The sequence below is a fragment of the Streptomyces sp. NPDC057137 genome (genome assembly GCF_042670825.1).
Classification (GTDB): domain Bacteria; phylum Actinomycetota; class Actinomycetes; order Streptomycetales; family Streptomycetaceae; genus Streptomyces.
Genome location: NZ_JBHUUW010000015.1, coordinates 140,600 through 165,980, shown reverse-complemented (window position 1 = coordinate 165,980; position 25,381 = coordinate 140,600). Strand labels below are relative to the sequence as shown.

At 69.9% G+C, this 25,381-nt stretch carries 19 protein-coding genes; 8 read left to right on the top strand and 11 right to left on the bottom strand.

Annotated elements, in window-relative coordinates:
• Positions 1–234: 234 nt before the first annotated feature.
• The 7 genes from ACFT9I_RS15770 to lxmK all read right to left on the bottom strand — a co-directional run bounded on the left by ACFT9I_RS15770 (position 235) and on the right by lxmK (position 8,347).
• A complete protein-coding gene (locus ACFT9I_RS15770; protein ID WP_382564521.1) occupies positions 235–1,569 on the bottom strand; it encodes an ABC transporter permease in 1,335 nt (444 codons plus the stop codon).
• A complete protein-coding gene (locus ACFT9I_RS15765) occupies positions 1,566–2,591 on the bottom strand; it encodes an ABC transporter ATP-binding protein (protein ID WP_382564519.1) in 1,026 nt (341 codons plus the stop codon). The genes ACFT9I_RS15770 and ACFT9I_RS15765 overlap by 4 nt, the downstream gene beginning before the upstream one ends.
• A 96-nt stretch (positions 2,592–2,687) precedes the next feature.
• Complete coding sequence (locus ACFT9I_RS15760; RefSeq protein ID WP_382564517.1) at positions 2,688–3,512, bottom strand: class I SAM-dependent methyltransferase; 825 nt, start codon at positions 3,510–3,512, stop codon at positions 2,688–2,690.
• Entirely contained in the window at positions 3,509–4,141 is a 633-nt protein-coding gene (locus ACFT9I_RS15755; RefSeq protein ID WP_382564516.1) for a flavoprotein, read from the bottom strand. Before ACFT9I_RS15755 ends, ACFT9I_RS15760 begins: the two co-directional genes overlap by 4 nt.
• Positions 4,138–6,039, bottom strand: coding sequence for an ABC transporter ATP-binding protein (locus tag ACFT9I_RS15750; protein WP_382564514.1), 1,902 nt, complete (start codon positions 6,037–6,039; stop codon positions 4,138–4,140). Before ACFT9I_RS15750 ends, ACFT9I_RS15755 begins: the two co-directional genes overlap by 4 nt.
• A gap of 62 nt (positions 6,040–6,101) precedes the next feature.
• Positions 6,102–7,292 carry a T3SS effector HopA1 family protein gene (locus ACFT9I_RS15745; RefSeq protein ID WP_382564512.1) on the bottom strand — a complete coding sequence of 397 codons (1,191 nt, stop codon included), beginning with the start codon at positions 7,290–7,292 and terminating at the stop codon, positions 6,102–6,104.
• Positions 7,289–8,347 carry a class V lanthionine synthetase subunit LxmK gene (lxmK, locus tag ACFT9I_RS15740; RefSeq protein ID WP_382564510.1) on the bottom strand — a complete coding sequence of 353 codons (1,059 nt, stop codon included), beginning with the start codon at positions 8,345–8,347 and terminating at the stop codon, positions 7,289–7,291. The genes ACFT9I_RS15745 and lxmK overlap by 4 nt, the downstream gene beginning before the upstream one ends.
• A 1,945-nt stretch (positions 8,348–10,292) precedes the next feature.
• Here lxmK and ACFT9I_RS15735 point away from each other — a divergent pair.
• Entirely contained in the window at positions 10,293–11,720 is a 1,428-nt protein-coding gene (locus ACFT9I_RS15735; protein WP_382564508.1) for a S28 family serine protease, read from the top strand.
• A 348-nt stretch (positions 11,721–12,068) separates the two neighbouring features.
• Here ACFT9I_RS15735 and ACFT9I_RS15730 read toward each other — a convergent pair whose 3' ends face one another.
• Complete coding sequence (locus ACFT9I_RS15730) at positions 12,069–12,977, bottom strand: LysR family transcriptional regulator (RefSeq protein WP_382564506.1); 909 nt, start codon at positions 12,975–12,977, stop codon at positions 12,069–12,071.
• A gap of 113 nt (positions 12,978–13,090) precedes the next feature.
• Here ACFT9I_RS15730 and ACFT9I_RS15725 point away from each other — a divergent pair, with 113 nt between their 5' ends.
• Positions 13,091–14,023, top strand: coding sequence for an EamA family transporter (locus ACFT9I_RS15725; RefSeq protein WP_382564504.1), 933 nt, complete (start codon positions 13,091–13,093; stop codon positions 14,021–14,023).
• On the top strand, positions 14,010–14,678 hold the full coding sequence (locus ACFT9I_RS15720; protein WP_382564502.1) for a class I SAM-dependent DNA methyltransferase: 669 nt from the start codon (positions 14,010–14,012) through the stop codon (positions 14,676–14,678). The genes ACFT9I_RS15725 and ACFT9I_RS15720 overlap by 14 nt, the downstream gene beginning before the upstream one ends.
• Positions 14,679–14,711: 33 nt before the next feature.
• Here ACFT9I_RS15720 and ACFT9I_RS15715 read toward each other — a convergent pair whose 3' ends face one another.
• The 3 genes from ACFT9I_RS15715 to ACFT9I_RS15705 form a co-directional block, all read right to left on the bottom strand.
• Positions 14,712–15,512 (bottom strand): sugar phosphate isomerase/epimerase family protein, encoded by an 801-nt coding sequence (locus ACFT9I_RS15715; protein WP_382564501.1) that lies wholly within the window; start codon positions 15,510–15,512, stop codon positions 14,712–14,714.
• 13 nt (positions 15,513–15,525) lie between these two features.
• Positions 15,526–16,497 carry a GNAT family N-acetyltransferase gene (locus ACFT9I_RS15710; protein ID WP_382564500.1) on the bottom strand — a complete coding sequence of 324 codons (972 nt, stop codon included), beginning with the start codon at positions 16,495–16,497 and terminating at the stop codon, positions 15,526–15,528.
• A 244-nt stretch (positions 16,498–16,741) separates the two neighbouring features.
• Entirely contained in the window at positions 16,742–17,803 is a 1,062-nt protein-coding gene (locus ACFT9I_RS15705; protein WP_382564498.1) for a LacI family DNA-binding transcriptional regulator, read from the bottom strand.
• Between the two features lie 124 nt (positions 17,804–17,927).
• Here ACFT9I_RS15705 and ACFT9I_RS15700 point away from each other — a divergent pair, with 124 nt between their 5' ends.
• The 5 genes from ACFT9I_RS15700 (at position 17,928) to ACFT9I_RS15680 (ending at position 25,309) form a co-directional block, all read left to right on the top strand.
• The gene (locus tag ACFT9I_RS15700; RefSeq protein WP_382564495.1) at positions 17,928–19,079 is read left to right on the top strand and encodes a Gfo/Idh/MocA family protein; all 1,152 of its coding nucleotides are present in this window, start codon (positions 17,928–17,930) and stop codon (positions 19,077–19,079) included.
• Complete coding sequence (locus tag ACFT9I_RS15695; protein ID WP_382564494.1) at positions 19,076–20,305, top strand: dihydrodipicolinate synthase family protein; 1,230 nt, start codon at positions 19,076–19,078, stop codon at positions 20,303–20,305. The genes ACFT9I_RS15700 and ACFT9I_RS15695 overlap by 4 nt, the downstream gene beginning before the upstream one ends.
• 110 nt (positions 20,306–20,415) lie before the next feature.
• Positions 20,416–21,207 carry a sugar phosphate isomerase/epimerase family protein gene (locus tag ACFT9I_RS15690; protein ID WP_382564538.1) on the top strand — a complete coding sequence of 264 codons (792 nt, stop codon included), beginning with the start codon at positions 20,416–20,418 and terminating at the stop codon, positions 21,205–21,207.
• A 324-nt stretch (positions 21,208–21,531) separates the two neighbouring features.
• The gene (locus ACFT9I_RS15685; RefSeq protein WP_382564492.1) at positions 21,532–23,754 is read left to right on the top strand and encodes an ATP-dependent RecD-like DNA helicase; all 2,223 of its coding nucleotides are present in this window, start codon (positions 21,532–21,534) and stop codon (positions 23,752–23,754) included.
• 265 nt (positions 23,755–24,019) lie between these two features.
• Complete coding sequence (locus tag ACFT9I_RS15680; RefSeq protein WP_382564490.1) at positions 24,020–25,309, top strand: citrate synthase; 1,290 nt, start codon at positions 24,020–24,022, stop codon at positions 25,307–25,309.
• Positions 25,310–25,381 lie beyond the last annotated feature (72 nt).

The following is a 25,381-nucleotide window of genomic DNA, read 5'->3' as shown; positions in this document are numbered from 1 at the left end:
TCCGGGTGCCACCCGGAAACGCCGGCCCCTCAGTCAGTGGTGCGGGCAACTGCGTGGAGATCAGCCTCGGCTCTTGTTGATCCCGGCGACGACGGCGACGAGGAGGGCGATGCCGATGGCGATCCAGACTGCGGTGCTCATGAGTACTCCCGTTGAGTGAGATGAGATGAGGTGAGGGTTGGGTGTGGGGGGTCGGGTGTGTCGGGGTTTGGTCGGGCGCGCGGCCAGGTGTGCCTAGCGCAGACGAAGTGACTCGGCGAGCGGGACTCTGGAGCCGCTGCGCAGCACACTGTTGGCGTACATCCGCCCGGCGATACGGGTCAGTCCCACCAGCGCGGCCACCGCCAGCACCAGGGACACCGCCACCTGCCACGCCGGCGCGATACCCAGCAGCATGCGCGCCGGCATCAGGATCGGGCTGAGCGGCGGTACGAGCGACAGCCACTCGATCACCGGGTCGTGGGCGTTCTTGCTCAGCAGGGATATGCCCAGCACGAACGGCGTGGTGATGAGCACCATCACCGGCTGCACCACCGACTGCAGGTCCTCCTGCCGCGAGACGCGCGCCGCCGCGGCGGCCAGCATCGCGGCGAAGAGGAAGAAGCCGAGCAGGAACCAGACACCCATCGTCACCAGCGTCCCGGCCACCGCCGTCGGCAGTGAGATGGCTCCGGTGCCCTCGGCGAGCACGACCGCGGCCCCGCCGAGCAGGACGAGTTGGGTCACGCCGACCACGGCCACACCGATCAGCTTGCCCGCGAGGAGCTGCCAGGGCCGGATGCTGGAGAGCAGCAGCTCCACCACGCGGCTGGTCTTCTCCTCCACGACGCCCTGCGCCAGCATGATCCCGTAGATGATGAAGAAGAAGTACAGCAGTCCGGTGGAGGAGAGAATCAGCGCGAACTGCTCCGCCGCGCTGTGCCCCGAAGGCTCCAGCGTTCTGGTCTGCGCGGCCGACGACCCCACGCGTTCCGCGAAGTCCACCGGGTCCACGCCCTCGCGCTCCAGCTCCCGCGTGGTGCGCTCCTCGGCCACCGCGGCGTTCACGACGGCGAGCAGGTCGTCGTTCGTCTCGCGCTCCACGGTCACCGTGACGTCGGCGGCCGTGTCGCCGCTGATCACGGCGGCGACGTCACCGTCGCGCAGCATCGTCTCGGCGCGGTCGCGGTCACCGTTGCTGTTGCCGCCGTCGATGGTGACGAACTCGAAGTCGAGATCGGTGGCCCGGTCGGCGACGGCGGTGAGCATCGGGCGCATCGCCGCCGCGTCCCGGTCGAGACCGACCTTGGTCGGCCCCTCCTTGGAGAAGAGGATGATCAGGGTGTAGACGCCGAGGCCGAGCACCAGCCCCAGCGTGCTCAGTACGAAGGACTTCGTCCGCATCCTGCTGTTGATCTCGCGCTTGGCGACCAGGCCGACCGCCCGGCGCGCCGACAGCGCGCCCGGATCGGGGGAGGGGCCGCCACCGCCGCCACCGGGGGCGGGCGCGCCGCCGTCCGGTACGTGCGCGTCCGTGCCGGTGTCTGTGCCGTTGCCGATGCCGGAGCCTGCCCGCGCCGCTGTACTCATCGCCCGCCGCCCTTGGTCTCGGTGCCCGCCGTGCTCGTGGCCTTCGTGCTCGCGCCCGCCGTGCTCGCGCCCTTCGCGCTCGTGGCCTTCGTGCTCGTTCCCTTCGCCGCGCTCTCGGCGTCGTCTCTGGTCACCAGATCGCGGTACAGCTCGGTCAGCGGCGGCTGTTCGGATACGAAGGTGGACACCGGCCCCGTCGCGAGCGCCGCGTGCAGCACCTTCTGGTCGTCCGCACCCTTCGCCAGCCGGAGCCGGGTCCGGGTGCCCTCGCGGCTCACGACCTCCACGCCCGCCAGCCCCGCCGCCCAGTGCTCGCCCGCCTCGGGCGCGTCGACCAGCAGCCGGCGCTCGGCGTTCTCGCTCAGCTCCCGCACCGTGCCGCAGGCGATGAGCCGTCCGCCGCCGACGATGCCGACGCGGTGACAGACCCGCTCGACGAGGGCCAGTTGGTGGCTGGAGAAGATGACGGGCACGCCTTCGGCGGCCCTCTCCGCGAGCACGTCGCGCATCACGTCCACCGCCACCGGGTCGAGGCCGGAGAACGGCTCGTCCAGCACCAGCGCCTTCGGGTCATGCACCAGGGCCGCCGCGAGCTGAACGCGCTGCTGGTTGCCGAGACTGAGGTTCTGGACCTCCTCGGAGGCGTACGACGAGACCTCCAGCCGCTCGATCCACCGGTCGGCCGCGGCACGTGCGGCGGCGCGCGACATGCCGTGCAACTCGCCCAGATACCGCAGGTGTTCGGCGACCTTCATCCGCGGATACAGACCGCGCTCCTCGGGCATGTAGCCGAACTGCCTGCGGGCCGCGAAGTCGACGGGGCGGCCCAGCCAGCGGACCTCTCCGGCGTCGGGGGTGAGGACGCCGAGGATGATCCGCATCGTGGTGGTCTTGCCCGCCCCGTTGCTTCCCACGAAGCCGAAAAGCTCACCGGCGCGGATGTCGAAGGTCATGTCGTCGACGGCTCGGCGCTTGCCGTAGCTCTTCCGTACGCGGTCGACCTCCAGCGCTGCCGCAGCCATGTGCCGTACCTTCCGACGGTGATGACGATGGTGATGACGATCTTGATGTGTTAACTCATCGAAGTATTGCGTTAACACATCACTTCGTCAAGGCTGTCAGGCGTCCTGACGCTCCACCACAACGATGTGCTTCTCCGTCAGCTCCGACAGCGCGCTCCGGTCCCAGCCGGCCCAGCGGCCCGTGACGCGCAGCCCCGCGAGCCTGGCCATCACGTCGAACTCCGCGGGCCACGCGTACCGGCTGACCTCCGGCACCTTCCGCAGCCCGCCGGGGCCCAGGATCGTGTGGACGACGAGCGCGGACTGGAGCTGCCGGTTCACCTGGATCGTGTCCAACAGCAGCGCGTCCGCGGCCAGATGACCGATCTGCGTCGTCGCCTCGGAGAGGCGGTGGTAGTTCTGCGGGTTGTACGTCTCGAAGACCGCGACCCCGCCGTCGGCGAGCGCGTCGTGGATCCCCCGCAGACAGCTGATCTGCAGCTCCTGCGTGGGCAGCATGAAGAACGTGTTGAGCGCGGTGAGGACCACGTCGTACCGCTCCTCCACCACCAGCGCGCTGAAGTCGGCGACCGAACTGGTGATACCGCCCGTGGGGTCGTTCTCGTGGAGCTTCGCGAGCATCGCGGGGGAGGCGTCCACGCCGTGCACCCGATAGCCGTGCTTGGCCAGCGGGATGGCCAACCGGCCCGTACCGACGCCCAGTTCGAGGAGTGAGGCGGGTGCGGGGCGCAGCTCCTCCAGGAAGGTGATCATGGAGTCGATGGCCGGGCCGGAGGTGGGGTAGAGCGAGTCGTAGACGTCGGCCAGCGCCTCGCCGTACGCGCTGCTGCCGCTGCCATTGGCGCTGGCGTTGCCGTTGGACTTGGGGCCGGCGGTGCCGTTCGTACGGTTCTCGGTCTGCCGGGGTGCTTCGGTGGTCATGCTCTCTCCCTCTGCTTCTCCTGCTGCTTCTCCCGCGCTACGGCCAACTCCGCGCGCAACTGGTCTGCGGCGGCCAGCACTTCGGGGAACGACGCGGGCGCCCACGCCTCACGCCGGCCACTGGTCGTACTGCGGCCGGGATGCGGCGGGACGACGATCACATTGCTGCGGTCGGCGAGCTTCGCGGAGTGTTCCGCGTACGCCGCGCTCTGCGCGCCACCGGGCGGCAGCGCGGGCGCCAGCGCGATCGCGGCCTCCGTGCACTGCAGCGCGAGCATCGACGGCGAGTCGCCGAGCCCAAGTGCCAGCCGGGCCAAATAGTTGAGCGTCGCGGGCAGGACCACCACCGCGTCCGGCCACTGCGCGAGATCCACGTGGCGGGCGCGCGCCTCGGGCTCCTCCGGCCAGCGGTCCGCCAGTACCTCACAGCCGCCGATGGCGACCAGCGCCTCGCGGGTGACGAACCGGGTGGCCGCCCCCGTAAGGACGTAACGCACCTCCACCCCGGGCTGCCCCATCTTCAGCCAGCTCGCCCAGAACGGCAGATGGGCGGCGGTCACCGACCCCGTACCGATGACCAACAGCCGCCGGGCGCCCACCGGTTCGGGCACCCCGGCCCCGGCGGTCACCGGGCCGCCGCTCCCGCTTCCGAACCCGCCACGGGCGCGGGTTCGGAAGCGGGGGCGGGCTCCGGCGCGAGCGCCGGGTCCATGGGGGCCGTGGTGGCCGGGGTGGCCGTGGTGGCCGTGGTGGCCGGAGCGACGGCGTTCGCGCCCCGCCCCTCGCCGCCGCGCAGCGTCTGGCCGTGCACCAGCTCCTGGTAGAGCGCGGAACGCGTCAGCAACTCCTCGTGCGTACCCCGGTCGACGATGTGGCCCTCGTCCACGACCACGATCAGATCGGCGTCCTGCACGGTCGAGATCCGGTGCGCGACCGCGATCACCGCGCGCTCGGCGGCGAGTTCACGCATCAACGCCCGGAGCCGCTCCTCGTTCTCGCTGTCGAGCTGGGACGTCGGCTCGTCGAAGAGGACGACGCGGGTGTCCCGGAGCAGTACGCGGGCTGCCGCCAGCCGCTGCCGCTGACCGCCCGACAGGTCCTCCGCGCGGCCCAGTTCGGTGTCCAGCCCGTCCGGCAGCGCCTCCACGGCGCCGCGCAGCCCGAGGGTCTCCAGCGCCTGCCACAGCTCCGCCTCCGGTACGTCGGAATCCCGGCCGAGCTGGAGGTTCTGCCGCACCGTGCCCTCGACGAGGGTGAAGCTCTGGTCGACATAGCTGATCTCGCCGCGCAACTGGTGCAACGGCCACTCCTCGACCGGGAATCCGCACAGCGAGATCCGGCCCGAGTCGGGCAGCAGGAAGCGCTCCGTGAGGCCCAGCAGCGTCGTCTTGCCGGCGCCAGAGGGACCGACGACGGCCGTCAGCCCGCGCGCGGGCGCCGCGAAGGACGCCTCGTGGATGATGGTGCGCCCACCGTCCACGTACGACACCTGGTCGAACTCCACGGCCGGCGCGGTGGGGGAGGGCTCTACCGGTGTGGCGGCGCCCGGGTCCTCCGACGGGATCATGAGCACGCTGTTCAGCCGGCCGCGCGCGGCCAGACCGGCCTGCATCCGGGCGAAGCCCGACACCAACAGGGTGAGCGGCGAGACCAGTTGCAGCAGATACACGATGAAGGCGGCGAACTCGCCGATGTTCAGATCCCCGGAGGCCAGCCGCGCCCCGCTGACGACCATCACCGCGACGATCGAGAGCTGCTGCCCGAACTGCATCGTGGGACCGACCAGCGCGCTCACACGCGCGACGGACACGGCGGCCTTGCGCGCGTCGTCCACGCTGTCCCCGAGCGAGGACGCGACCTGACGCTCCGCCAGGAACGCCTTGACCGTCGGCAGCGACAGCACGGCCGCCGTCATCTGCTGGGACATCGTGCCGATGGCGTTCTGCTGCCTCTCGACTCCGCTGCGAATCGCCCGTACGCACGCCCAGATGCCGAGACCGGCGATGGTGAAGGTGGCCAGGACGACCAGGAGCAGGACCCAGTCCAGCAGTCCCATGGCGATCAGCGTGCCTATGGCCAGGAACAGGGACGACGGGATCTGTGCCACGCCGACGTCCACCACGGAGCGCAGCTGCGAGCTGTCGGAGCTGGCGCGGGCGACCAGATTGCCGGCTCCCTCGCGCCGTACGCGGCGCAGCGGCAGGGTCAGGATGTGCGCGGCGATCCGGAACCGGGCCTCGGAGACCAGGGCCTCACCGGCGCGGGCGAGCAGGAAGGAACCGATCGCCGACGCGAGACCGGCACCGAGCGCGAGACCGGCCATCAGGAGCATCGGGCGGATCGGCTGTTCGTCCTGGCCCAGGGCCACCACCAGGTCACGCACCTGGAGGGGGAGCATGAGCGTGGCGACGGCGGAGAGCATGCTCATCACCACCGCACCGGCGACGGCGGTCTTCCGGCCCTCCAGGAGCTGGGCGAAGACGCGCAGTTCGTCGGTGCCGGCCGGACGTGGTTCTGCCTTGGCCATGGTGGTGGTTCTCCTCCAGCTTGCGGTTACATCCGGTCACTTTCGGTCGCACGGCCGACGGTTCAGGGCGCGGCGGCGGCCCCGGCCCCGGCCCCGGCGTCGGTGGTCGTGGGGTCGGTGGGCGTGGGGTTGGTGGCGGGATCGGTGGTCGGGTCGGTGGTGGCTGTGTCGGCGGTGGTTCCGCGTGTCCAGGGCCAGGCCGCCGAGTCGAGGTTTCGGGCGGGGTCGGCGGGGTCGACGTTCGCCGCGGCGCAGGCCGCCGACAGTTCGGCGACGGTCGGGCGCTCGCGCCCCTGCTCGGCGGCGGCCACGAACGCGCGGGCGACCACATGCGCGCGGTGCTCACCGAAACTGAGCCCGCGCATCCCGGCCCGGTCGTCCTTCGGCTCCCACGCGGCCGTCACACCCGGGGCCACGACATGCGCGAACGCGGGGGACGGGCCGTCCGGCAGCCCGGTGGCCAGCGCGCTCTCGGTCAACGCGTCGACCACGCCCCAGGATTCGGAACTCAGATAGACCACCATGCCGTCGTTCCGCGGCAGGCTGGCCGGATTCGAGATGATCTTCGCCCGGTAGATCGCCGACCGGCTCTCCAGCGTGCTCAGCACGGCGTTCCACAGGACCGGCCCCTGCTCGGCGTCGGCCACCCGCAGGTACATCCGCAGCAGATCGCCGCCGCCGGTTCGGCCCTTGCCGCTGTCCACCAGGAAGAAGCCGGGCGAGATCAGCGGGCGGGCGGAGGGGAGGGTCATCAGGACCACGGGGCGCGCCGGATCGCCGACCGTACGGCCGGTCTCCCGCAGGGACACCGAGTCGGGCACGCCCAGGCGCAGACCGTCGATCTCCACCACGCGCCGCCCGGCGGCCGTCCGCCGTTCGGTGAGGATGGCGGGCGCGACGGTCGCCGGGTGGGGGGTCGCCTCGGCGATCCGGGTCTCGTACTCCGGTGCGCGCAGTGTCTTGGGGGCCTTGCGGTCACGTATTCCGCGTCCGGTGTGCAGCACTTCGTACAGGGTGCGGGCGAGCGTGAAGCGCATCGCCGGCGGGGACTCGGCCGTGATCTCGTCGTCGCCGACCCAGGCGGTCCGGCCGTCCGCCGCGATACGGACGGCGTCGAGCGCGTCGCGCAGACCGGCGGAGAGGAGCGGCGGGGTGGGTGTGGCCGGTGTGGCCGCTCCAGTCGGTCCGGTCGGTCCCGCTCCGACGGTGGTGTCCGTCCCTGCGGCTGTCTCCGTGCCTGTGACCGTGCTCATGCGGCCTCCCCGAGTCCCACCGTGGAGACGAAGCTCCGCGGGTCAAGTAGCGCTGTCCGGCCGATCCCCGCCGCCGCCCGGACGATGGCCGACAGTCGGCCGTTCTCCTTGGTCGAGGCGATCAGCCGGTCGATCAGATGCCAGCCGGCGTACGAAGTGGCCCGCACGACGAGTCCGTCGTCGTCGGGGCCGCCGCCCTCGCGGTAGCCGCGGTGGAACGCGGCGATCAGCGGCAGTACGCGGTTCAGCTCCTCGCTGCCGCGCGCCACGACCTCCTCGTGGGTGAGCGTCGCCGAGAAGGCGTCCTCCGCCTCCTGCGAGGGGATCCGCAGCACCGCGCGGTGCAGCCACTCGCCGACGTACGCCCCGACGTCACGCGCGGGATCGCCGAGCCGGAACTCTTCCCAGTCGTTCACGTACAACGCGCTGTCGGTGGCCAGGAACTGATCCAGCCTCAGATCACCGTGGATCGGCACGCGCGCCGCGTCGGCCTCGGTCGCCCGGAGCCGTTCGAGCCCGTCGAGCAGCGCGGCGTCACGCTGCAACAGCCCCCAGCCCTGGATGAACGCGCCCGTGGCGTTGACGTAGTGCTCCAGCGGCAGCGACCGCAGGTCCTCGACGGGCGGGTACGGGTGCGGATCCGGCTCGGGGAAGTCCTCGGGCAGGAAGGGCAGTTGGTGCAGAGCGGCCACTGTCCGGCCGGCCTCGGTGGACGTCGCCTCGGTGAACTCCTCCTCGGCGGCGAGCTCGCTGCCCGACCGGATGTCGTCGAGCATGCCGAAGACCAGCAGGCGTTGTTCCTCGTCGCCACCCAGGAATTCGGGGCGAGGGAACGGGGATCGGCCGCGATTCATCAGGCGCTCGAATGACATCAGCCGCTGGTAGCGCTTCAGGGATTCCTTGGGATTCCCTTTGAGGCGCTTCACGAATACGGCATTGCCGGTGTCGGTCACACCGGACCAGTTGTCGTTGCGGCCTGGATAGGAGAAGACCTCCGAGGCGTTGAGTGAACCCAAGTGGAGCTGGACGAGGAGCTGTTCGACCGATGCGTCCACGGGACTGTCGACAGCCGACGCGGAAGACCGGCCCTGCGGGTATTGAATCTTTTCGCCTGCCACAGCCGTTTTCTATCGCGGGACGCCGTCGGCGGACAACGAATTGACCGCCATCGGCCACCCCCGGCTGGGACGGGGCGCGGTGGGTAACGTGCAGGACTGCCGCGCCGTCCCGCACGGGCGGTGCGCGGCCGCCCCTGGGACCCGTCGGGGCCGCCGGAAGCGCGTCCGGGGCGCGAGTCGCCGTCGGGTCGTCGTCGTGCCGCCGCCACGCGGGTCACACACGGGTCACACACGGGTCAGCAGGGAAAACCGTCCCCGCGTGGAGCGTCACGAGGGGCGGGCCGACGAACGGCGGCCGGTGACGATTCCTCCGCTAACCGTCACGCGACACCGCCGCTCGTGGAACCTGCTCACCCGAACCGAGAATTCTTCATTCTCGTCTCCGGCGTGTACCGCGTGATGCGTGATGCGGTACCACGTGGTGCTTGTTGTACGGGCGTCGGGCCATTGGACCGGCCAATTGGACCGGACGGTTGGACCGACTCGACGAGGCTCAGACGATTCTTCGCCGTACGGCCCACACAACCGCCTCGATCGGCGTTTCGACGTCGACGCGTTCGCATATGGTCCGCAGTTTGCGGCGCAGTGTGCGGTCGCTCATTCCCATCCGGCGTGCGACCTGCGCCATGGTGCAGCCCTGCGAGACAAGTTGAAGGATTCTCAAGTGATCGTTTTCCAGTCCGAGGTGGGGGGCTCTGAGGACACTTCGTGGATTCACCTGTATCAACCTCACGGTCGTCCGGCGGTGAGGCGCCGGATTCCGAGGTGCTCGACGGCCTGAAACAACAAGCTCGTTCACAGTGCTGCCGCCGGAAGAGCTGCTCTCGCAGGTTCGATCGAGCGTGGTCCGGGAAATACGGATTTCCGGTCTATGCGTCAGCCAATTCCTGCCCCCGTTTCAGTCATCTGCAGTCATCGGACCGGAGTGGTAATCCGATCCGTCCGCCCGTGCCGCGGGAGTTGTCTCCCCCCGTGTTCGAGCTGGGTGAGGCGTCGGCCACCCGTGGCCATGACACCCCTCCATCTCGCCTCCACTCCGTATGTTCAAACGGTCCGGCGGGTGGGGTGAACAGCGCGGGATGTGATCGCCCTGTGCTGTCGACTCGTCACCGGTCGAGCCGGAGGGTGCCCGCACGGTCTCTCAGCTCACTTTTCCGCCCTCTCGCGGGGTCTGCGGGGGTGGTGCGACACGCCCAAAATATGTGACGCAGATCACAGCATCCATTTGAGGTTCTCATGAGTCTTCGCGATGCGGCGATGTCCGGAACGTCGCGACTGGGTACCTCGGCAGGGTGTCCGCCGGACACGCGGCGGTCGCGGTCGCGCGCTCCTCGGCACCCGCCGCGAGGGTCGTACGCGCCGCTCGGAGGCCGGATCCCGCGCGGGGGGAAGCGATCCCGAGGCAACCAATTCAGGCCGTCGCGAGGCGGGTTGATAAACGGCCGAATGGCTGGACGGAAGGCGTCCGAGGCGCGGGCGGGAAGGCGGTATTCCGGTCATGGCAAGGCGCCGCGCCGGTTACGCGGAGGAAAGGCCATGCCCTTGTTGTGTACGCGGTGTTAAGCGTCGGTGGAGGCGGGCGAGTCCACTCCGGGAGGGCCCGGAATTGCGCTCCGAAGGACCGACGTCCGGTTCCGCTTTCTCCGCCGCGCCTTCCTCCACGCCCTCTCCAGGCTCTCTTCGCGCCCGCTTCATGGTCTCTCCGCGCCCGCTTCGCGCTCTCTCCGCGGCTCGGTCAGAGGCCCTTCGTGTCCGCTCGGCAGGGCCGGGTACGCGGCAGGCGGGAGGCGCCATCCGGGTGCGACCACCTCGTGGGGGCTGGCGGCACGGGTGCCTCCCCGGCTAGGTTCGCGGGCGTCTGTCATGAACACAGGGAGTGTGAATGCGCAAGGCGCTGAGATGGCTGCTGTCGCTCGTGCTGCTCGTCGGCACGCTGGGCGCGGCCGGTGCGGCAACCGCCGCCGACGGGAACGCGGGATCCGCGGCCCCCGACATCAAGGACCAGATCCTCGCCATCCCGGGGATGAGCCTGATCGAGGAGAAGCCGTACCCCGGTTACCGATACTTCGTCCTCAACTACACCCAGCCGGTCGACCACAAACGACCGTCGAAGGGCACTTTCAAGCAGCGCCTCACGCTGCTGCACAAGGACACCAGCCGCCCCACCGTGTTCTTCACGAGCGGGTACGGCGTGTCCACCAACCCGAGCCGCAGTGAGCCGACACGGATCATCGACGGCAACCAGGTCTCGCTCGAGTACCGCTTCTTCACGCCGTCCCGGCCCGACCCGGCCGACTGGTCGAAGCTCGACTACGAGCAGGCCGCGGCCGACCAGCACCGGATCTTCAGCGCGCTGAAGAAGATCTACCCGAAGAAGTGGCTCGCCACCGGAGGCTCGAAGGGCGGTATGACCGCCACGTACTACGAGCGCTTCCACCCGCGGGACATGGACGGTGTCGTCGCCTACGTCGCACCCAACGACGTGGTGAACAAGGAGGATTCCGCCTACGACCGCTTCTTCGAGCAGGTCGGCACCGAGGAGTGCCGCGCCAAGCTCAACGCCGTGCAGCGCGAGGCCCTGGTCAGGCGTGAGCCGCTGGAGAAGATGTACGAGACGTGGGCCGAGGCGGAAGGCGCGACGTTCACCACCGTCGGCACGCTCGACAAGGCGTACGAAGCCGTGGTGCTCGACTTCGTCTGGGCCTTCTGGCAGTACAGCCTGGAAGCCGACTGCGCGGACATCCCGCCGGCCACCGCGTCGGACGAGGAGATCTACAACATCATCGACGCGATCTCCGGCTTCTCCTTCTACACCGACCAGGGCCTCGCCGGGTACACGCCGTACTACTACCAGGCGGGCACCGAACTGGGCGCGCCCACCGTCAAGTTGCCCCACCTGGGCAACCTGAGCCGCTACGGCTACCAGCCGCCGCGGAACTTCGTCCCGCGCGACATCCCCATGAAGTTCAGGCCGTGGGAGATGCCGTCCGTTGACAACTGGGTCCGCCACAACGCGAACCGGATGATGTTCGTCTACGGCGAGAACGACCCGTGGGGCGCCGAGCGCTTCCGTCCCGGCCGCGGCACGAAGGACACCTATGTGTTCACCGCGCCGGGCGCCAACCACGGCGCCAACGTCGCCGGTCTGGTGGCCGACGAGCAGGCGAAGGCCACGGCCAGGATCCTCGCCTGGGCGGACGTCGCACCGGCGGCCGTGCAGCAGGACGCCGGGAAGGCGAAGCCGCTGGCCACGTTCGACGCGAAGCTCGACAAGCAGGACCTGGAGCGGATGCCGACGCTGCGTCAGTAGCCCGCAACCCGCAGGCCCGTGAGCACGGGACCGCCACCGGCGCAAACAAGGGGGGCGCACCGGTGGCGGTGTGCTGCCCGGCCGCAGACGGCCTGGAGAGGGGAGTCAGCGATCGTAGCCAGTGAGCACGAGGGCCGACACCGCGCTGCGGAAAGTCGACGGGAGCACGTGAATTAGGACGGGTGGGCGACTCGCGAAGTTCCCGGGAAGCGAAGATTCCGCCGTTTTCATCAAGAAGGTGCGGTAAGCCCAGAGAAAGCCGGGCCTGCAGTTGGGGAGAACACGCGGGGAGCCGGGGGGGCGACTTGGGGGAGCCCGTGGGGGTGGGGCCCCGCCCCCTCCCCCGCCTCATGCCCGTTCCGCAGCGGGCCAGTGTCGTAGCAGCGTCTCCACCGCCGTCGTGACGGCCGGGCGCCGGGCCGCGCCCGTGCGCCACAGCGCGTACAGCCGCCGCATCGGCACCGGTTCCAGCGCGACGGCACGCACCCCGACCGGCAGTGGGCCACGTCCCAGCCGGGGGATCATCGCGATGCCCAGGCCGGCTGCCACGAGCGCGAGTTGAGTGTGGTTCTCCTCCGCCTGATGGGCGATGTCCGGCTCGCAGCCGGCCGCGCGCAGCGTACGCGTCAGCCAGTCGTGGCACACCGTCCCGGGCGGCTGGGTGATCCACCGCTCGTGCGCCAGGTCCTCTCGCCGCACGGTGGTTCGCGCGGCCAGCGGATGTCCCTCCGGTACGAGAACGTCGCACTGGTCGTCCCCGATGACCGCCTGCTCGACCCCGTCGGGCGCGGGCAGCGGTGCGATGTCCCAGTCGTGCGCGACAGCCAGATCGATCATGCCGCGCGCCACCAGGTCGATGGACAGATGTGGGTCGACCTCTTGGAGCCGTACGTCCAGTCCCGGGTGGCGCAGGGCCAGTTCGGCCAGGACACCTGGGAGCAGACCGCGTGCGGCCGACGCGAAGGCCCCGACGGTGAGCCGGCCGGTCGGCTGCCCCCGGCGCTCCTCCAGTGTGGTCTCGGCGCGCTCCACTATTGCGAGCAACTCCTCCGCGGTGGTGGCCAGATGTCGCGCCTCCTCGGTGAGGGCGACGCCCCGCCCGCGCCGCTCCAGCAGGGTTGTACGAGTCTCCCGCTCCAACTTGGTGATCTGCTGCGACACCGCCGACGGGGTGTACCCGAGCGCGGCGGCCGCCGCGGCGACCGATCCGTGGACGGAGACGGCGTGGAGGGCACGCAACCGGCCCAGATCAAGCATGTTCACTCCTTGGCGTCGCCGCGCGGACGGCATGCATTGGTAAGCAATGCTCAATCCAACCATGAAGAGATCCGTGCTGGTGCTACACGGTCATGGCGGGTGATCCTCGCCGTATGCGTACCGCACACAAGGCCCTCGCCGTTCTGGTCGCCGCCATCTGGGGAGTGAACTTCGTTGTCATCGAGGTGGGTCTCGAACATTTCCCGCCACTGCTCTTCTCCGCTCTTCGTTTCCTCGCGGCGGCCGTGCCCGCGGTCTTCTTCGTGGGGCGTCCCAAGGTCGCCTGGAAGTGGGTGGTCGCCGTGGGATTGGTGCTCGGTGTGGCCAAGTTCGGTCTGCTGTTCGTCGGGATGGATCAGGGCATGTCCGCCGGACTCTCCTCTCTCGTGCTCCAGATCCAGGCGGTGTTCACGGCGGTCTTCGCCGCGATCGTGCTGGGCGAACGGCCCGGTGGTGCGCGGCTGGCGGGTATGACTATCGCCCTGGCCGGCATTGCCGTCGCCGCGGTGGACGAAGGGGCTTCGGGTCCCCTGGCGGCCTTCGCCCTCGTCATCGCCGCCGCGGCCTGCTGGGGCGCCTCCAACGTCCTGACCCGAAAGGCCTCACCGCCGGACGCGTTGAACTTCATGGTCTGGGTGTCCGTCGTCCCCGTGCTGCCCCTGCTCGCACTCTCCTTGCTGATCGAGGGCCCGGACACGGACCTCGCCGCGTTGCGGGCGCTCGACCTCACCGGTGTCGGCACCGTCTTCTACGTCGCGTGGATCACCACCATCGTCGGCTTCGGCGCCTGGGGTTTCCTGCTTCGCCGCTACCCGGCCTCGTCGGTGGCGCCGTTCTCCCTTCTGGTCCCCGTGTTCGGCATGTCCTCGGCCGCCCTGCTGCTGGACGAGCACGTGACAGCCCTCCGCTGGTGCGCGGCGGCTCTGCTGGTGGGTGGTGTCGCGCTGACGTCCCTGGGGCGCGGCGGCGGCAGCCGCACGGACCCACCCCCCTCACCCAGGGCCACCGGGCGGGCGGCTAACCTCCTCGCCCATGACCGAACCTGAACCCTCCTATCTCCGCGACACCCGGGCCGGCTACGACGCCATCGCCGTCGACTACGACGAGCGCTTCGGATCCGCCTTGGCGGCCGACCCGCTGGGGCGTGCGATGCTCGGCACCTTCGCCGAGTACGTACAGGCCGACGGCGCCGGTCCCGTCGTCGAGATCGGCAGCGGCCCCGGCCGGGTGACAGCCCATCTGCACAAGCTCGGCCTCGACATATCCGGCATCGACCTGTCACCCGCGATGGTCGGGCTGGCCCGCCGGACCTTCCCGGAGCTGCGGTTCGAGGAAGGTTCGATGACCGACCTGGATCTGCCGGACGGCGGCCTCGCCGGCGCGGTCGCCTGGTACTCGATCATTCACATCGTGCCGGAGCAACTACCGCTCGTCTTCGCGCAGTTCCACCGGGTACTCGCCCCCGGCGGCCATCTGTTGGTCGCCTTCCAGGTCGGCGACGAGCCTCTGCACTTCGACGAGGCCTTCGGCCACCCCGTCTGCCTCGACTTCCGCAGGCTGTCCCCCGACCGCATCACCGAGTTGCTGAGCCAGGCCGGCTTCCAGGTGACCGCCCAACTCCTGCGCGAGCCCTACGGGTACGAGTTGTCATCGGCAGTCCCACAGGCCCACATACTGGCCCGCAAGCCCCAGCAGCCCTGACCCGGAGCCTCGGACCTCCCGACCCGGCCCCCGTCAGTGCCCCCGGGCCAGCAGCGCCTCCAGATACTCCCGCCCCGGGATCAGCAGGTCGGGAAGGTCCGCCGCGTCCGCGTACCAGCGCTTCTCGTACTCCCAGCAGAGCCAACCGTCGTCCCCGTCCCCGGCGAACAGGCCGACACACTCGCCCAGCGGCAGCGCCCCCGCGCCGAGCGCCAACGGCGTGGTGTCCTCCGCCGACGCGATGTCCTTCACCTGCACATAGCCCAGGTGCGGCGACAGCGACGCATGGCTGGTGACCGGGCGTTCACCACCGAGCCAGGTGTGCATCACGTCCCAGAGCGCGCCCACCTGCTTGTGGCCGACAAGACCGAGGATGCGAATGGCGTCCGCCCCCGTGCGGTGGGAGTCGTGCGTCTCCAGCAGGACCCGCACCCCCGACTCCGCGGCGAGCGGCGCCGCCGCGCCCAGCCGGCGGGCGGCCGTCGCGTCGGCGGCCTCGGGGTCCTGGTCGCCGCCGCCCGGGAAGACGCGTACGTACGAGGCGCCCAGGTCGCGCGCCAGCAGGATCAGTTCGTCGAGCTCCTGGCTCAACTGCTCCTCGTCACCGCCTTCGGCGGCCACCCGCACATAGCCCGCGACGGTCAGGATCTCGACCCCGCGGCGCTTGAACTCGTCCACCACCGCGGCCCTTTCCCGCGCGTCGATGCCGGGGTGTACGGGCTCCTCCGGGTGAGCGCGCAACTCCACACCCTGGTAGCCGGTCCGACTGGCGAGGGCGACGACCTCGGCGATGGGGAGGCCGGGGACACCGAGGGTCGAGAAGGCGAATTTCACTTCGCGTTTCCTTTCACGAGAGAGAGCCCACGACGGGCTCGTCGACAAGCGGGAGCCGCCAGTCCTGGCCGACCAGGTCCGCTCCGTAGGAACGGTGCGGTTTCTCGGCGACGAGGGTGAACCCCGCCCGCACGTACAGCTTCCGGGCAGCGGTCAGGACGTCGTTGGTCCACAGCACCACCTCCCGATACCCCGCATCGCGGGCGAAATCCACAACCGCTCCGACCATTCGCTCACCCAGGCCGTGCCCGCGTGCCTCCGGTTCGACCAGGAGAAGCCGCAGCCGCGCGGTGTCGCGCGCCTCGTCCCGTACGCACATCACCGAACCCACCGGCCGGCCGTCCAGCTCGGCTATCCAGACCCGCTCCAGCCGCTCGTCGTGATCCGCCGCGAAGTCGGCGACGATCCTGGCGACCAGGCCCTCGAAGGTGGCATTCCAGCCGTACTCCGCCGCGTACACCGCGCCGTGCCGCTGCACCATCCAGCCCAAATCGCCGGGGACCGGCTCGCGCAGCACGGGCCCGTCGCGACGGGCGGACGCCCGGGGGCCGGCGGCGGCCGGGTCGTCGGCGCTCAGTATTTCCCTGGCCGTCCGCAACGCCTCCACGAGACGCGGGCGTTTGTCGGGCTCGACCCGTTCCAGCAGCGTGCCGACCGCCTCGCGCGATCGCTCGTCGAGCAGCGCGGCGGTCCCGCGCCCCTGCTGTGTCAGCGTGATCCGCTGCCGCCGGGCGTCGCGCTCCGAGGGGGCGCGCTCGACCAGTCCTTCCCGCTCGAACTTGGTGAGCATTCTGCTCAAATAGCCTGCGTCCAGGGACAGTTCGGCTCGGAGTTCGGCGGCGTCCGTACGTGGCGTGTGCGCGAGCTCGTACAGCAGCCGTGACTCGGTCAGCGTGTACGGCGTGTAGAGGTGTTTGCTGTAATTCAGCGCGCCGATGAGGTTGGTGTAGAAGCGGTTGAACGCGCGAATCTCCTGAATGGTCATGGTCCCCCGACCCCTCACTCGATCTATTTCCTTGACTCAGTCAACGGTACGCCGGGGTCGCCAAGATCGGCAAGACACTCGATCGGGTGAACCCGCCCCCCCGCCCTGCCCCCGGCCCCGAAATCCGCGCCCCGATAATCCGCGCCCCCAGATCCGCGCCCGCGAACGCGCGCGCACCCCCGCCCGCGCGCGCCCCCGCCCGTGATCTCCCCTCGGCACCTCAGCCCTGCGGCGCCTCGGTCCCTCAGCCCCGCGGCGGCGCCGTCGAAGCCCGCGCCATCAACTCCGCGGCGATCGTTGTGATCCCGCCGGGCGGCGGAGCCTCGGTCCCCATGGCCAGCCGGCCGGCCCGCGCCCCCGCCTCGTACAGGGGCAGCCGCACCGTCGTCAGTGCCGGCACCGCGTCGACCGAGAACGGCAGGTCGTCGAAGCCCGCCACCGAGATGTCCTGCGGAATGCGCAGGCCCTGGTCGCGCACCGCCGCGCACGCGCCGAGCGCCACCGTGTCGTTCGCGGCCACCACCGCCGTCAGGTCCGGCGAGCGCCGCAGCAACTCCAGCGTCGCCTCGTACCCCGAGCGCCGGTCGTAGGGGCCGTGCACCGTCAGCGGACCCTGGTCGTCCGTCAGTCCCGCAGCGGTCAGAGCCGCCCGGTGGCCCTCCAGCCGGTGCCGGGTCGTGGTGCGCTCGGCCGGTCCGGCGACGTATCCGATCCTGCGGTGTCCCAGTGCCAGCAGATGCTCGGTGAGCCGCCGCCCGCCACCCCGGTTGTCGAAGGCCAGCGACGCCACGACCGCGCTGCTGCCCGGCAGCGGAGGCCGCCCGCACAGCACCACATGCGTCCCCGCGTCGGCGAGTTTGGTCAGTTTGGCCGACATCGCCGCGATGTGGGTGGGGTCTTCGAGGGCGCCACCGGTGAGGATCACGGCGGCGGCCCGCTGGCGCTGGAGGAGGGTGAGATAGGTCAGTTCCCGCTCGGGGGAGCCGCCCGTGTTGCAGACGACGGCGAGCTTCTCGCCACCCGCCCGGCCCGTACCCTCCTGGCCGCCGATCTCGGTCTGCGCGGCCCCGGCCATGATCCCGAAGAACGGGTCGGCGATGTCGTTGACCAGGATCCCGACCAGATCGGACGTGGCGGCGGCGAGCGAACTGGCCGGTCCGTTCAGCACGTAGTCCAGCTCGTCCACGGCCCGCAGTACGCGCTCCCTGGTGGATGCGGCCACCGGGTAGTTGCCGTTCAGTACGCGGGAAACAGTGGCGGGCGACACCCGGGCGCGGGCCGCCACATCGGCCAGGGTGACTGTCATCGGCTGTTCCTCCGAAAGGTGGATGAGGGAGTAGATCGGCGCCGGACCCTTGTCCGGTCGCTTTCGGCAGGCTAGCTTCATACCCTATAGAAAGCGCTTGCTACGGCCGTATGGAGGGAACTTCGTGACACGCAGGACAGTGCGGATCGCCATGAACGGCGTCACGGGGCGGATGGGGTACCGACAGCACCTGGTGCGTTCCATCCTCGCGATCCGCGAAGAGGGCGGACTGGACCTCGGCGACGGTGAGGTGCTCTGGCCCGAGCCCGTGCTCGTCGGCCGCCGTGAGCACGCCCTCAGAGAGGTCGCCGAACGGCACGGCCTCACCGAGTGGTCCACCGATCTCGACACCGTCCTCGCCGACGACACCGTCGACATCTACTTCGACGCGCAGGTCACCTCCGCGCGGGTCGAGGCCATCAAGAAAGCCGTTGCCGCCGGGAAGCACATCTACACGGAGAAGCCGACCGCGACCGACCTCGAAGGCGCCCTGGATCTCGCCCGCCTCGCCCAGAGCGCCGGCATCAAACACGGCGTCGTCCAGGACAAGATCTTCCTTCCTGGCCTGCTGAAGCTGAAGCGCCTCATCGACGGCGGCTTCTTCGGCGAGATCCTCTCCGTACGAGGCGAGTTCGGCTACTGGGTCTTCGAAGGCGACTGGCAGGAGCCGCAGCGCCCGTCCTGGAACTACCGGAGTGAGGACGGCGGCGGCATCACCGTCGACATGTTCCCGCACTGGGAGTACGTCCTGCACGAGCTGTTCGGCAAGGTCAACTCCGTCTCGGCGCACATCACCACCCACATCCCGCGTCGCTGGGACGAACAGGGCAAGCCGTACGCGGCGACCGCCGACGACTCCGCCTACGGGATCTTCGAGCTGGAGGGCGGCATCGTCGCGCAGATCAACTCCTCCTGGGCGGTCCGGGTCAACCGGGACGAACTGGTGGAGTTCCAGGTCGACGGCACGCACGGCTCGGCGGTGGCCGGACTGCGCCGCTGCCGCGTCCAGCACCGCAGCGCCACCCCCAAGCCCGTCTGGAACCCGGACCTGGCCGCCACCGAGTCCTTCCGCGACCAGTGGCAGGAGATCCCGGACAACACCGAGTTCGACAACGGCTTCAAGGCCCAGTGGGAGCTTTTCCTGCGCCACATCACGCTCGGCGAGCCGTACCGCTGGGACCTGCTCGCCGGCGCGCGCGGCGTACAGCTCGCGGAACTCGGGCTCAAGTCCTCGGCGCAGGGACGCCGCTTCGACGTACCGGAGCTCTCGCTGTGACCACCCGAACCACACCCTCCCCGGCGCCCGACACGCCCTCCGTAAGGAAGTCGGGGCAGGGGCTCCGGCTCCCGGACGCCGACGGCCGACTGCGCACCTACCAGCCGCGCCGCGAACCGGCCGCCTTCACCACCCAGGGCGCCGACTCCGCTCCTCTCGTCTCCCGTACGGTCTTCTCCGCCGCGCACGTCGTGGCCGACCCGTACGCGGACAGCAGCCCCGGAGCGCCGGTCGTCATCGACTGGGACACCACGCTCGCCTTCCGCCGCCATCTGTGGTCGCACGGCCTCGGGGTCGCCGAGGCCATGGACACCGCGCAGCGCGGCATGGGCCTGGACTGGGCGGGCGCGGCCGAGCTGATCCGCCGTTCGGCGGCGGAGGCGCGGTCCACCGGCGGCCGGATCGCGTGCGGGGTGGGCACCGACCAACTCGCTCCGGGAACGCATTCTTTGGAGGAGGTCCGAGCGGCGTACGAGGAGCAGCTCGCGCTCGTCGAGGAGACCGGCTCCCAGGCCATCCTGATGGCCTCACGTGCGCTCGCCGCCGCGGCCGAGGGGCCCGAGGACTATCTGGCCGTCTACGCCCATCTGCTGCGGCAGGCGGACGAGCCCGTCGTACTGCACTGGCTGGGCCCGATGTTCGACCCGGCGCTGGAGGGCTACTGGGGCAGCACGGACCTCGACGCTGCCACCGAGACATTCCTCCAGGTCATCTCCGAACACCCGGACAAGATCGACGGGATCAAGGTCTCGCTGCTGGACGCGCGTCGCGAGGTCGAGCTGCGCCGGCGTCTGCCGCAGGGCGTGCGCTGCTACACGGGCGACGACTTCAACTACCCCGAGCTGATCGCGGGCGACGAACGCGGCTTCAGCCACGCGCTGCTGGGCATCTTCGACCCGCTCGGGCCGGTGGCCGCCGAAGCCGTACGCGTCCTGGACACGGGTGACGCGAAGGGCTTCCGGGAACTGCTCGACCCCACGGTCGAACTGTCCCGCCATCTCTTCCAGGCTCCCACCCGCTTCTACAAGACGGGCGTCGTGTTCCTCGCCTGGCTGGCCGGGCACCAGGACCACTTCGCCATGGTCGGCGGCCTCCAGTCGGCCCGTTCGCTTCCGCATCTGGCGCGGGCGTACGAACTGGCCGACGGGCTGGGCCTGTTCCCGGACCCGGCGGCGGCCGAGGCCAGGATGAAGTCCCTGCTCGGCGTGTACGGAGTGGACCAGTGACGGACGTGAACGAGGCGATCGACGTGACCGAAGTGACTGAGGCGTCCGACGTGCCCGACGCGGGCGCGACCGGACTGCCGGGCGACCTCAGCCGTTTCAGCATCAACCAGATGACGGTCAAACAGCTCACCCTCCCCGAGCTGACCGAGGCATGCGTGCGGCTCGGTGTGCCGGGCGTGGGGCTGTGGCGGGAGCCGGTGCAGGCGTACGGCACGGAGGCCGCCGCCAAGCTCGTACGTGACGCAGGGCTCGCCGTCACCACCCTGTGCCGCGGCGGTTTCCTCACGGCGAGCGACCCCGCGGCACGGGCCGACGCCCTGGACGACAACCGCGCGGCGATCGACGAGGCCGTGACCCTGGGCACCGACACCCTGGTCCTGGTGTCGGGCGGGCTGCCGGCCGGCAGCCGCGATCTGCACGGGGCGCGTGAACGGATCGCGGACGCGCTCGCGGTTCTGGCGCCGTACGCGGGGGAGCGCGGGGTACGGCTGGCGATCGAGCCGCTGCACCCGATGTACGCCTCCGACCGCTGTGTCGTCTCCACGCTCGACCAGGCGCTGGAACTCGCGGAACGCTTCCCCGCCGAACAGGTCGGGGTCGTCGTGGACACGTACCACGTCTGGTGGGACGACCGGGCCCCGGCGGCGATCGCCAGGGCGGCGGACCGGATCCACTCCTTCCAACTGGCCGACTGGACGACCCCGTTGCCCGCCGGGGTGCTGAACGGCCGCGGCCTGATCGGTGACGGCGCGATCGACATGCGGGTATGGCGCGAACGCGTCGACGCGGCCGGGTACGACGGCCCGATCGAGGTCGAACTCTTCAACGACACCCTGTGGGTGCGGGACGGTGCGGAGCTGCTGGCCGATGTCGCGGCGCGGTATGTGAGGCATGCGCTGTAAGGGAAGCCCGTCTGTCGCGACGAAGCCGCTCTCGTAGGGAAATGGCCACTTCTGTCATCTTCTATCAGCATTTCTGATGCCAGAGAAAATAACTGCCCGCAACCGTGCAACCCTTTCGCGGTGACGTCTGTCGTACATGGCATCAAGGCTTCCGGGGAGGGGTCCGGGGGGATCGGGAAGCTTTGTGTCGGAGGGGGGAGCGCGTGGGGCCCGGTCCAGTGGACCGGGCCCCTAAAGCTTTCCGGCGCTCCGTCGAAGCCCTGTGCGAGGGGGAGTTGTCCACAGGGCGGGCCGGCTGTCGTACCCGGGCGGTAGCGTCGGATCATGTCCAATCTGGCCGTGCTCGAAGGCGTTCTTGAGCGGATCACGTACAGCAACGAGGAGAACGGCTACACGGTCGCCCGCGTCGACACCGGCCGGGGCGCCGATCTGCTCACCGTGGTCGGCTCGCTGCTCGGCGCGCAGCCGGGGGAGTCCCTGCGCATGGAGGGCCGTTGGGCCTCGCACCCCCAGTACGGCAAGCAGTTCACGGTGGAGAACTACACGACGGTCCTGCCCGCCACCATCCAGGGCATCCGTCGCTATCTCGGCTCCGGTCTGATCAAGGGCATCGGCCCGCGCATCGCCGAGCGGATCGTCGAGCATTTCGGCGTCGACACCCTGGAGATCATCGAGAAGGAGCCGAAGAGGCTCGTCGAGGTCCCCGGCCTCGGCCCCAAGCGGACGAAGCTGATCGGCGCCGCCTGGGAGGAGCAGAAGGCCATCAAGGAAGTCATGATCTTCCTTCAGGGCGTCGGTGTGTCCACCTCGATCGCCGTCCGCATCTACAAGAAGTACGGCGACGCCTCGATCTCCGTCGTGAAGAACGAGCCCTACCGGCTGGCCTCCGACGTCTGGGGCATCGGCTTCCTCACCGCCGACCGCATCGCCCAGGCCGTCGGCATCCCGCACGACAGTCCGGACCGCGCCAAGGCCGGACTGCAGTACGCGCTCTCCCAGTCCACCGACCAGGGCCACTGCTTCCTGCCCGAGGAGCAGCTCATCTCCGACGCGGTGAAGCTCCTCCAGGTCGACACCGGTCTGGTCATCGACTGCCTCGCCGAGCTGGCCGCCGAGGCCGAGGGCGTCGTCAGGGAGAAGGTGCCGGGCCCCGACGGGGGCGAGCCGGTCACCGCCGTCTATCTGGTGCCCTTCCACCGCGCCGAGCTGTCCCTCTCCGCCCAGCTGCTGCGGCTGCTGCGCGCCGGGGAGGACCGGATGCCCGCCTTCCAGGACGTCGTGTGGGAGAAGGCCCTGCCCTGGCTCGCGGGCCGCACAGGAGCCGAGCTGGCCCCCGAGCAGGAGGCGGCGGTGCGGCTCGCACTCACTCGTAAGGTCGCCGTCCTGACCGGCGGACCGGGCTGTGGAAAGTCCTTCACGGTTCGCTCGATCGTGGAACTGGCCAGGGCCAAGAAAGCCAAGGTGGTGCTCGCGGCGCCCACCGGCCGTGCCGCCAAGCGCCTCGCCGAGCTCACCGGCGCCGAGGCGTCCACGGTCCACCGGCTGCTGGAACTCAAACCGGGCGGGGACGCCGCGTACGACAGGGACCGACCGCTCGACGCCGATCTGGTCGTGGTCGACGAGGCGTCCATGCTGGATCTGCTGCTCGCCAACAAGCTCGTGAAGGCCGTGGCACCCGGTGCACATCTGCTGCTTGTCGGTGACGTGGACCAGCTGCCCTCGGTGGGGGCGGGGGAGGTGCTGCGGGACCTGCTGGCCGACGGCGGGCCCGTGCCCCAGGTGCGTCTGACACGGATCTTCCGGCAGGCCCAGCAGTCGGGTGTGGTCACCAACGCCCACCGCATCAACTCCGGGGTCCAGCCCATCACCCAGGGCCTCAGCGACTTCTTCCTCTTCGTGGAGGACGAGACGGAGGAGGCCGGGAAGCTCGCGGTGGATGTCGCGGCCCGCCGCATTCCGGCCACCTTCGGACTCGACCCGCGGCGCGACATCCAGGTACTGGCCCCGATGCACCGCGGCCCGGCCGGGGCGGGCACCCTCAACGGCCTGCTCCAGCAGGCCATCACCCCCGCCCGGCCCGAGCTGCCGGAGAAGCGGCTCGGCGGCCGCGTCTTCCGTGTCGGCGACAAGGTCACCCAGATCCGCAACAACTACGACAAGGGGCAGAACGGGGTCTTTAACGGCACGGTCGGGGTCGTGACCTCGCTGAACCTGGACGACCAGTGTCTGACGGTGCGGACGGACGAGGACGAGGAGGTGCCGTACGACTTCGACGAGCTGGACGAGCTGGCGCACGCGTACGCGATGACGATCCACCGCTCGCAGGGCAGCGAGTACCCGGCCGTGGTCATCCCGGTGACGACCGGCGCCTGGATGATGCTCCAGCGGAATCTGCTCTACACGGCGGTCACCCGGGCCAAGAAGCTCGTCGTCCTGGTCGGCTCCCGGAAGGCGATAGGCCAGGCCGTCCGTACGGTCTCCGCCGGCCGTCGCTTCACCGCCCTCGACCACCGGCTGTCGGGCAGCCTCCAGGCCGGCGGCTTCTGACCGGGACGTGGGCGGGGTAACGGGGCCGGGGAGGTGCGCCGTCTCCGGGTGCGCCGACCCCTCCAGGGGAGTGTCCGGCGGAGTCAATGCCCACCCCGGACTTTCGGAACCGGGGCGAAGGGGGCAGGATGTGAAAGTTGGCGGCACTCAGTGCCGCGAATAGGCCTAATGGTCGACCCCGAGTGCACTCTCCTGAGCCAAATGGGGGATGGTAGAGACAGTCAGGGCACCTCGAAGAAGAGGCACTACGTCGGTGAGGGATGACGTGAGCGACAACTCTGTAGTACTGCGGTACGGCGATGGCGAGTACACCTACCCGGTGATCGACAGCACCGTCGGCGACAAGGGCTTCGACATCGGGAAGCTGCGGGCCCAGACCGGCCTGGTGACTCTGGACAGCGGCTACGGCAATACCGCCGCCTATAAATCCGCCGTCACCTATCTCGACGGTGAGCAGGGCATCCTCCGGTACCGCGGCTACCCCATCGAGCAGCTTGCCGAAAGCTCGACGTTCCTCGAGGTGGGCTACCTGCTCATCAACGGTGAACTTCCCAAGGTCGACGAGCTGTCGTCCTTCAAGAACGAGATCACCCAGCACACGCTGCTGCACGAGGACGTGAAGCGGTTCTTCGACGGCTTCCCGCGTGACGCGCACCCGATGGCGATGCTGTCCTCCGTGGTCAGCGCGCTGTCGACGTTCTACCAGGACAGCCACAACCCGTTCGACGAGCAGCAGCGCCACCTCTCGACGATCCGGCTGCTGGCCAAGCTGCCGACGATCGCGGCGTACGCGTACAAGAAGTCGATCGGGCACCCCTTCGTCTACCCGCGCAACGACCTCGGGTACGTCGAGAACTTCCTGCGCATGACCTTCTCGGTCCCCGCCCAGGAGTACGACCTGGACCCGGTGGTGGTCTCGGCCCTCGACAAGCTGCTGATCCTGCACGCGGACCACGAGCAGAACTGTTCGACCTCCACCGTGCGGCTGGTCGGCTCGTCGCAGGCGAACATGTTCGCCTCGATCTCCGCCGGCATCAGCGCCCTGTGGGGCCCGCTGCACGGTGGCGCCAACCAGTCGGTGCTGGAGATGCTCGAGGGCATCCAGGCCAACGGCGGCGATGTCGACTCCTTCATCCGCAAGGTGAAGAACAAGGAGGACGGCGTCCGTCTGATGGGCTTCGGCCACCGCGTCTACAAGAGCTTCGACCCCCGGGCGAAGATCATCAAGGCGGCGGCGCACGATGTCCTCTCGGCGCTCGGCAAGTCCGACGAGCTGCTGGACATCGCGCTGAAGCTGGAGGAGCACGCGCTCTCCGACGACTACTTCGTCTCGCGCAACCTCTACCCGAACGTGGACTTCTACACGGGTCTGATCTACCGGGCCATGGGCTTCCCGACCGAGATGTTCACCGTGCTCTTCGCGATCGGCCGGCTGCCCGGCTGGATCGCCCAGTGGCACGAGATGATCAAGGAGCCCGGTTCCCGTATCGGCCGCCCGCGCCAGATCTACACGGGCGAGGTCCTGCGCGACTTCGTGCCTGTCGAGAGCCGCTGAGCCTTCGACCGGACGGTCCTCGCGGTCACGCCGACGGCGCCGCGAGCCGGACACCACCCGAGCGCAACAGAA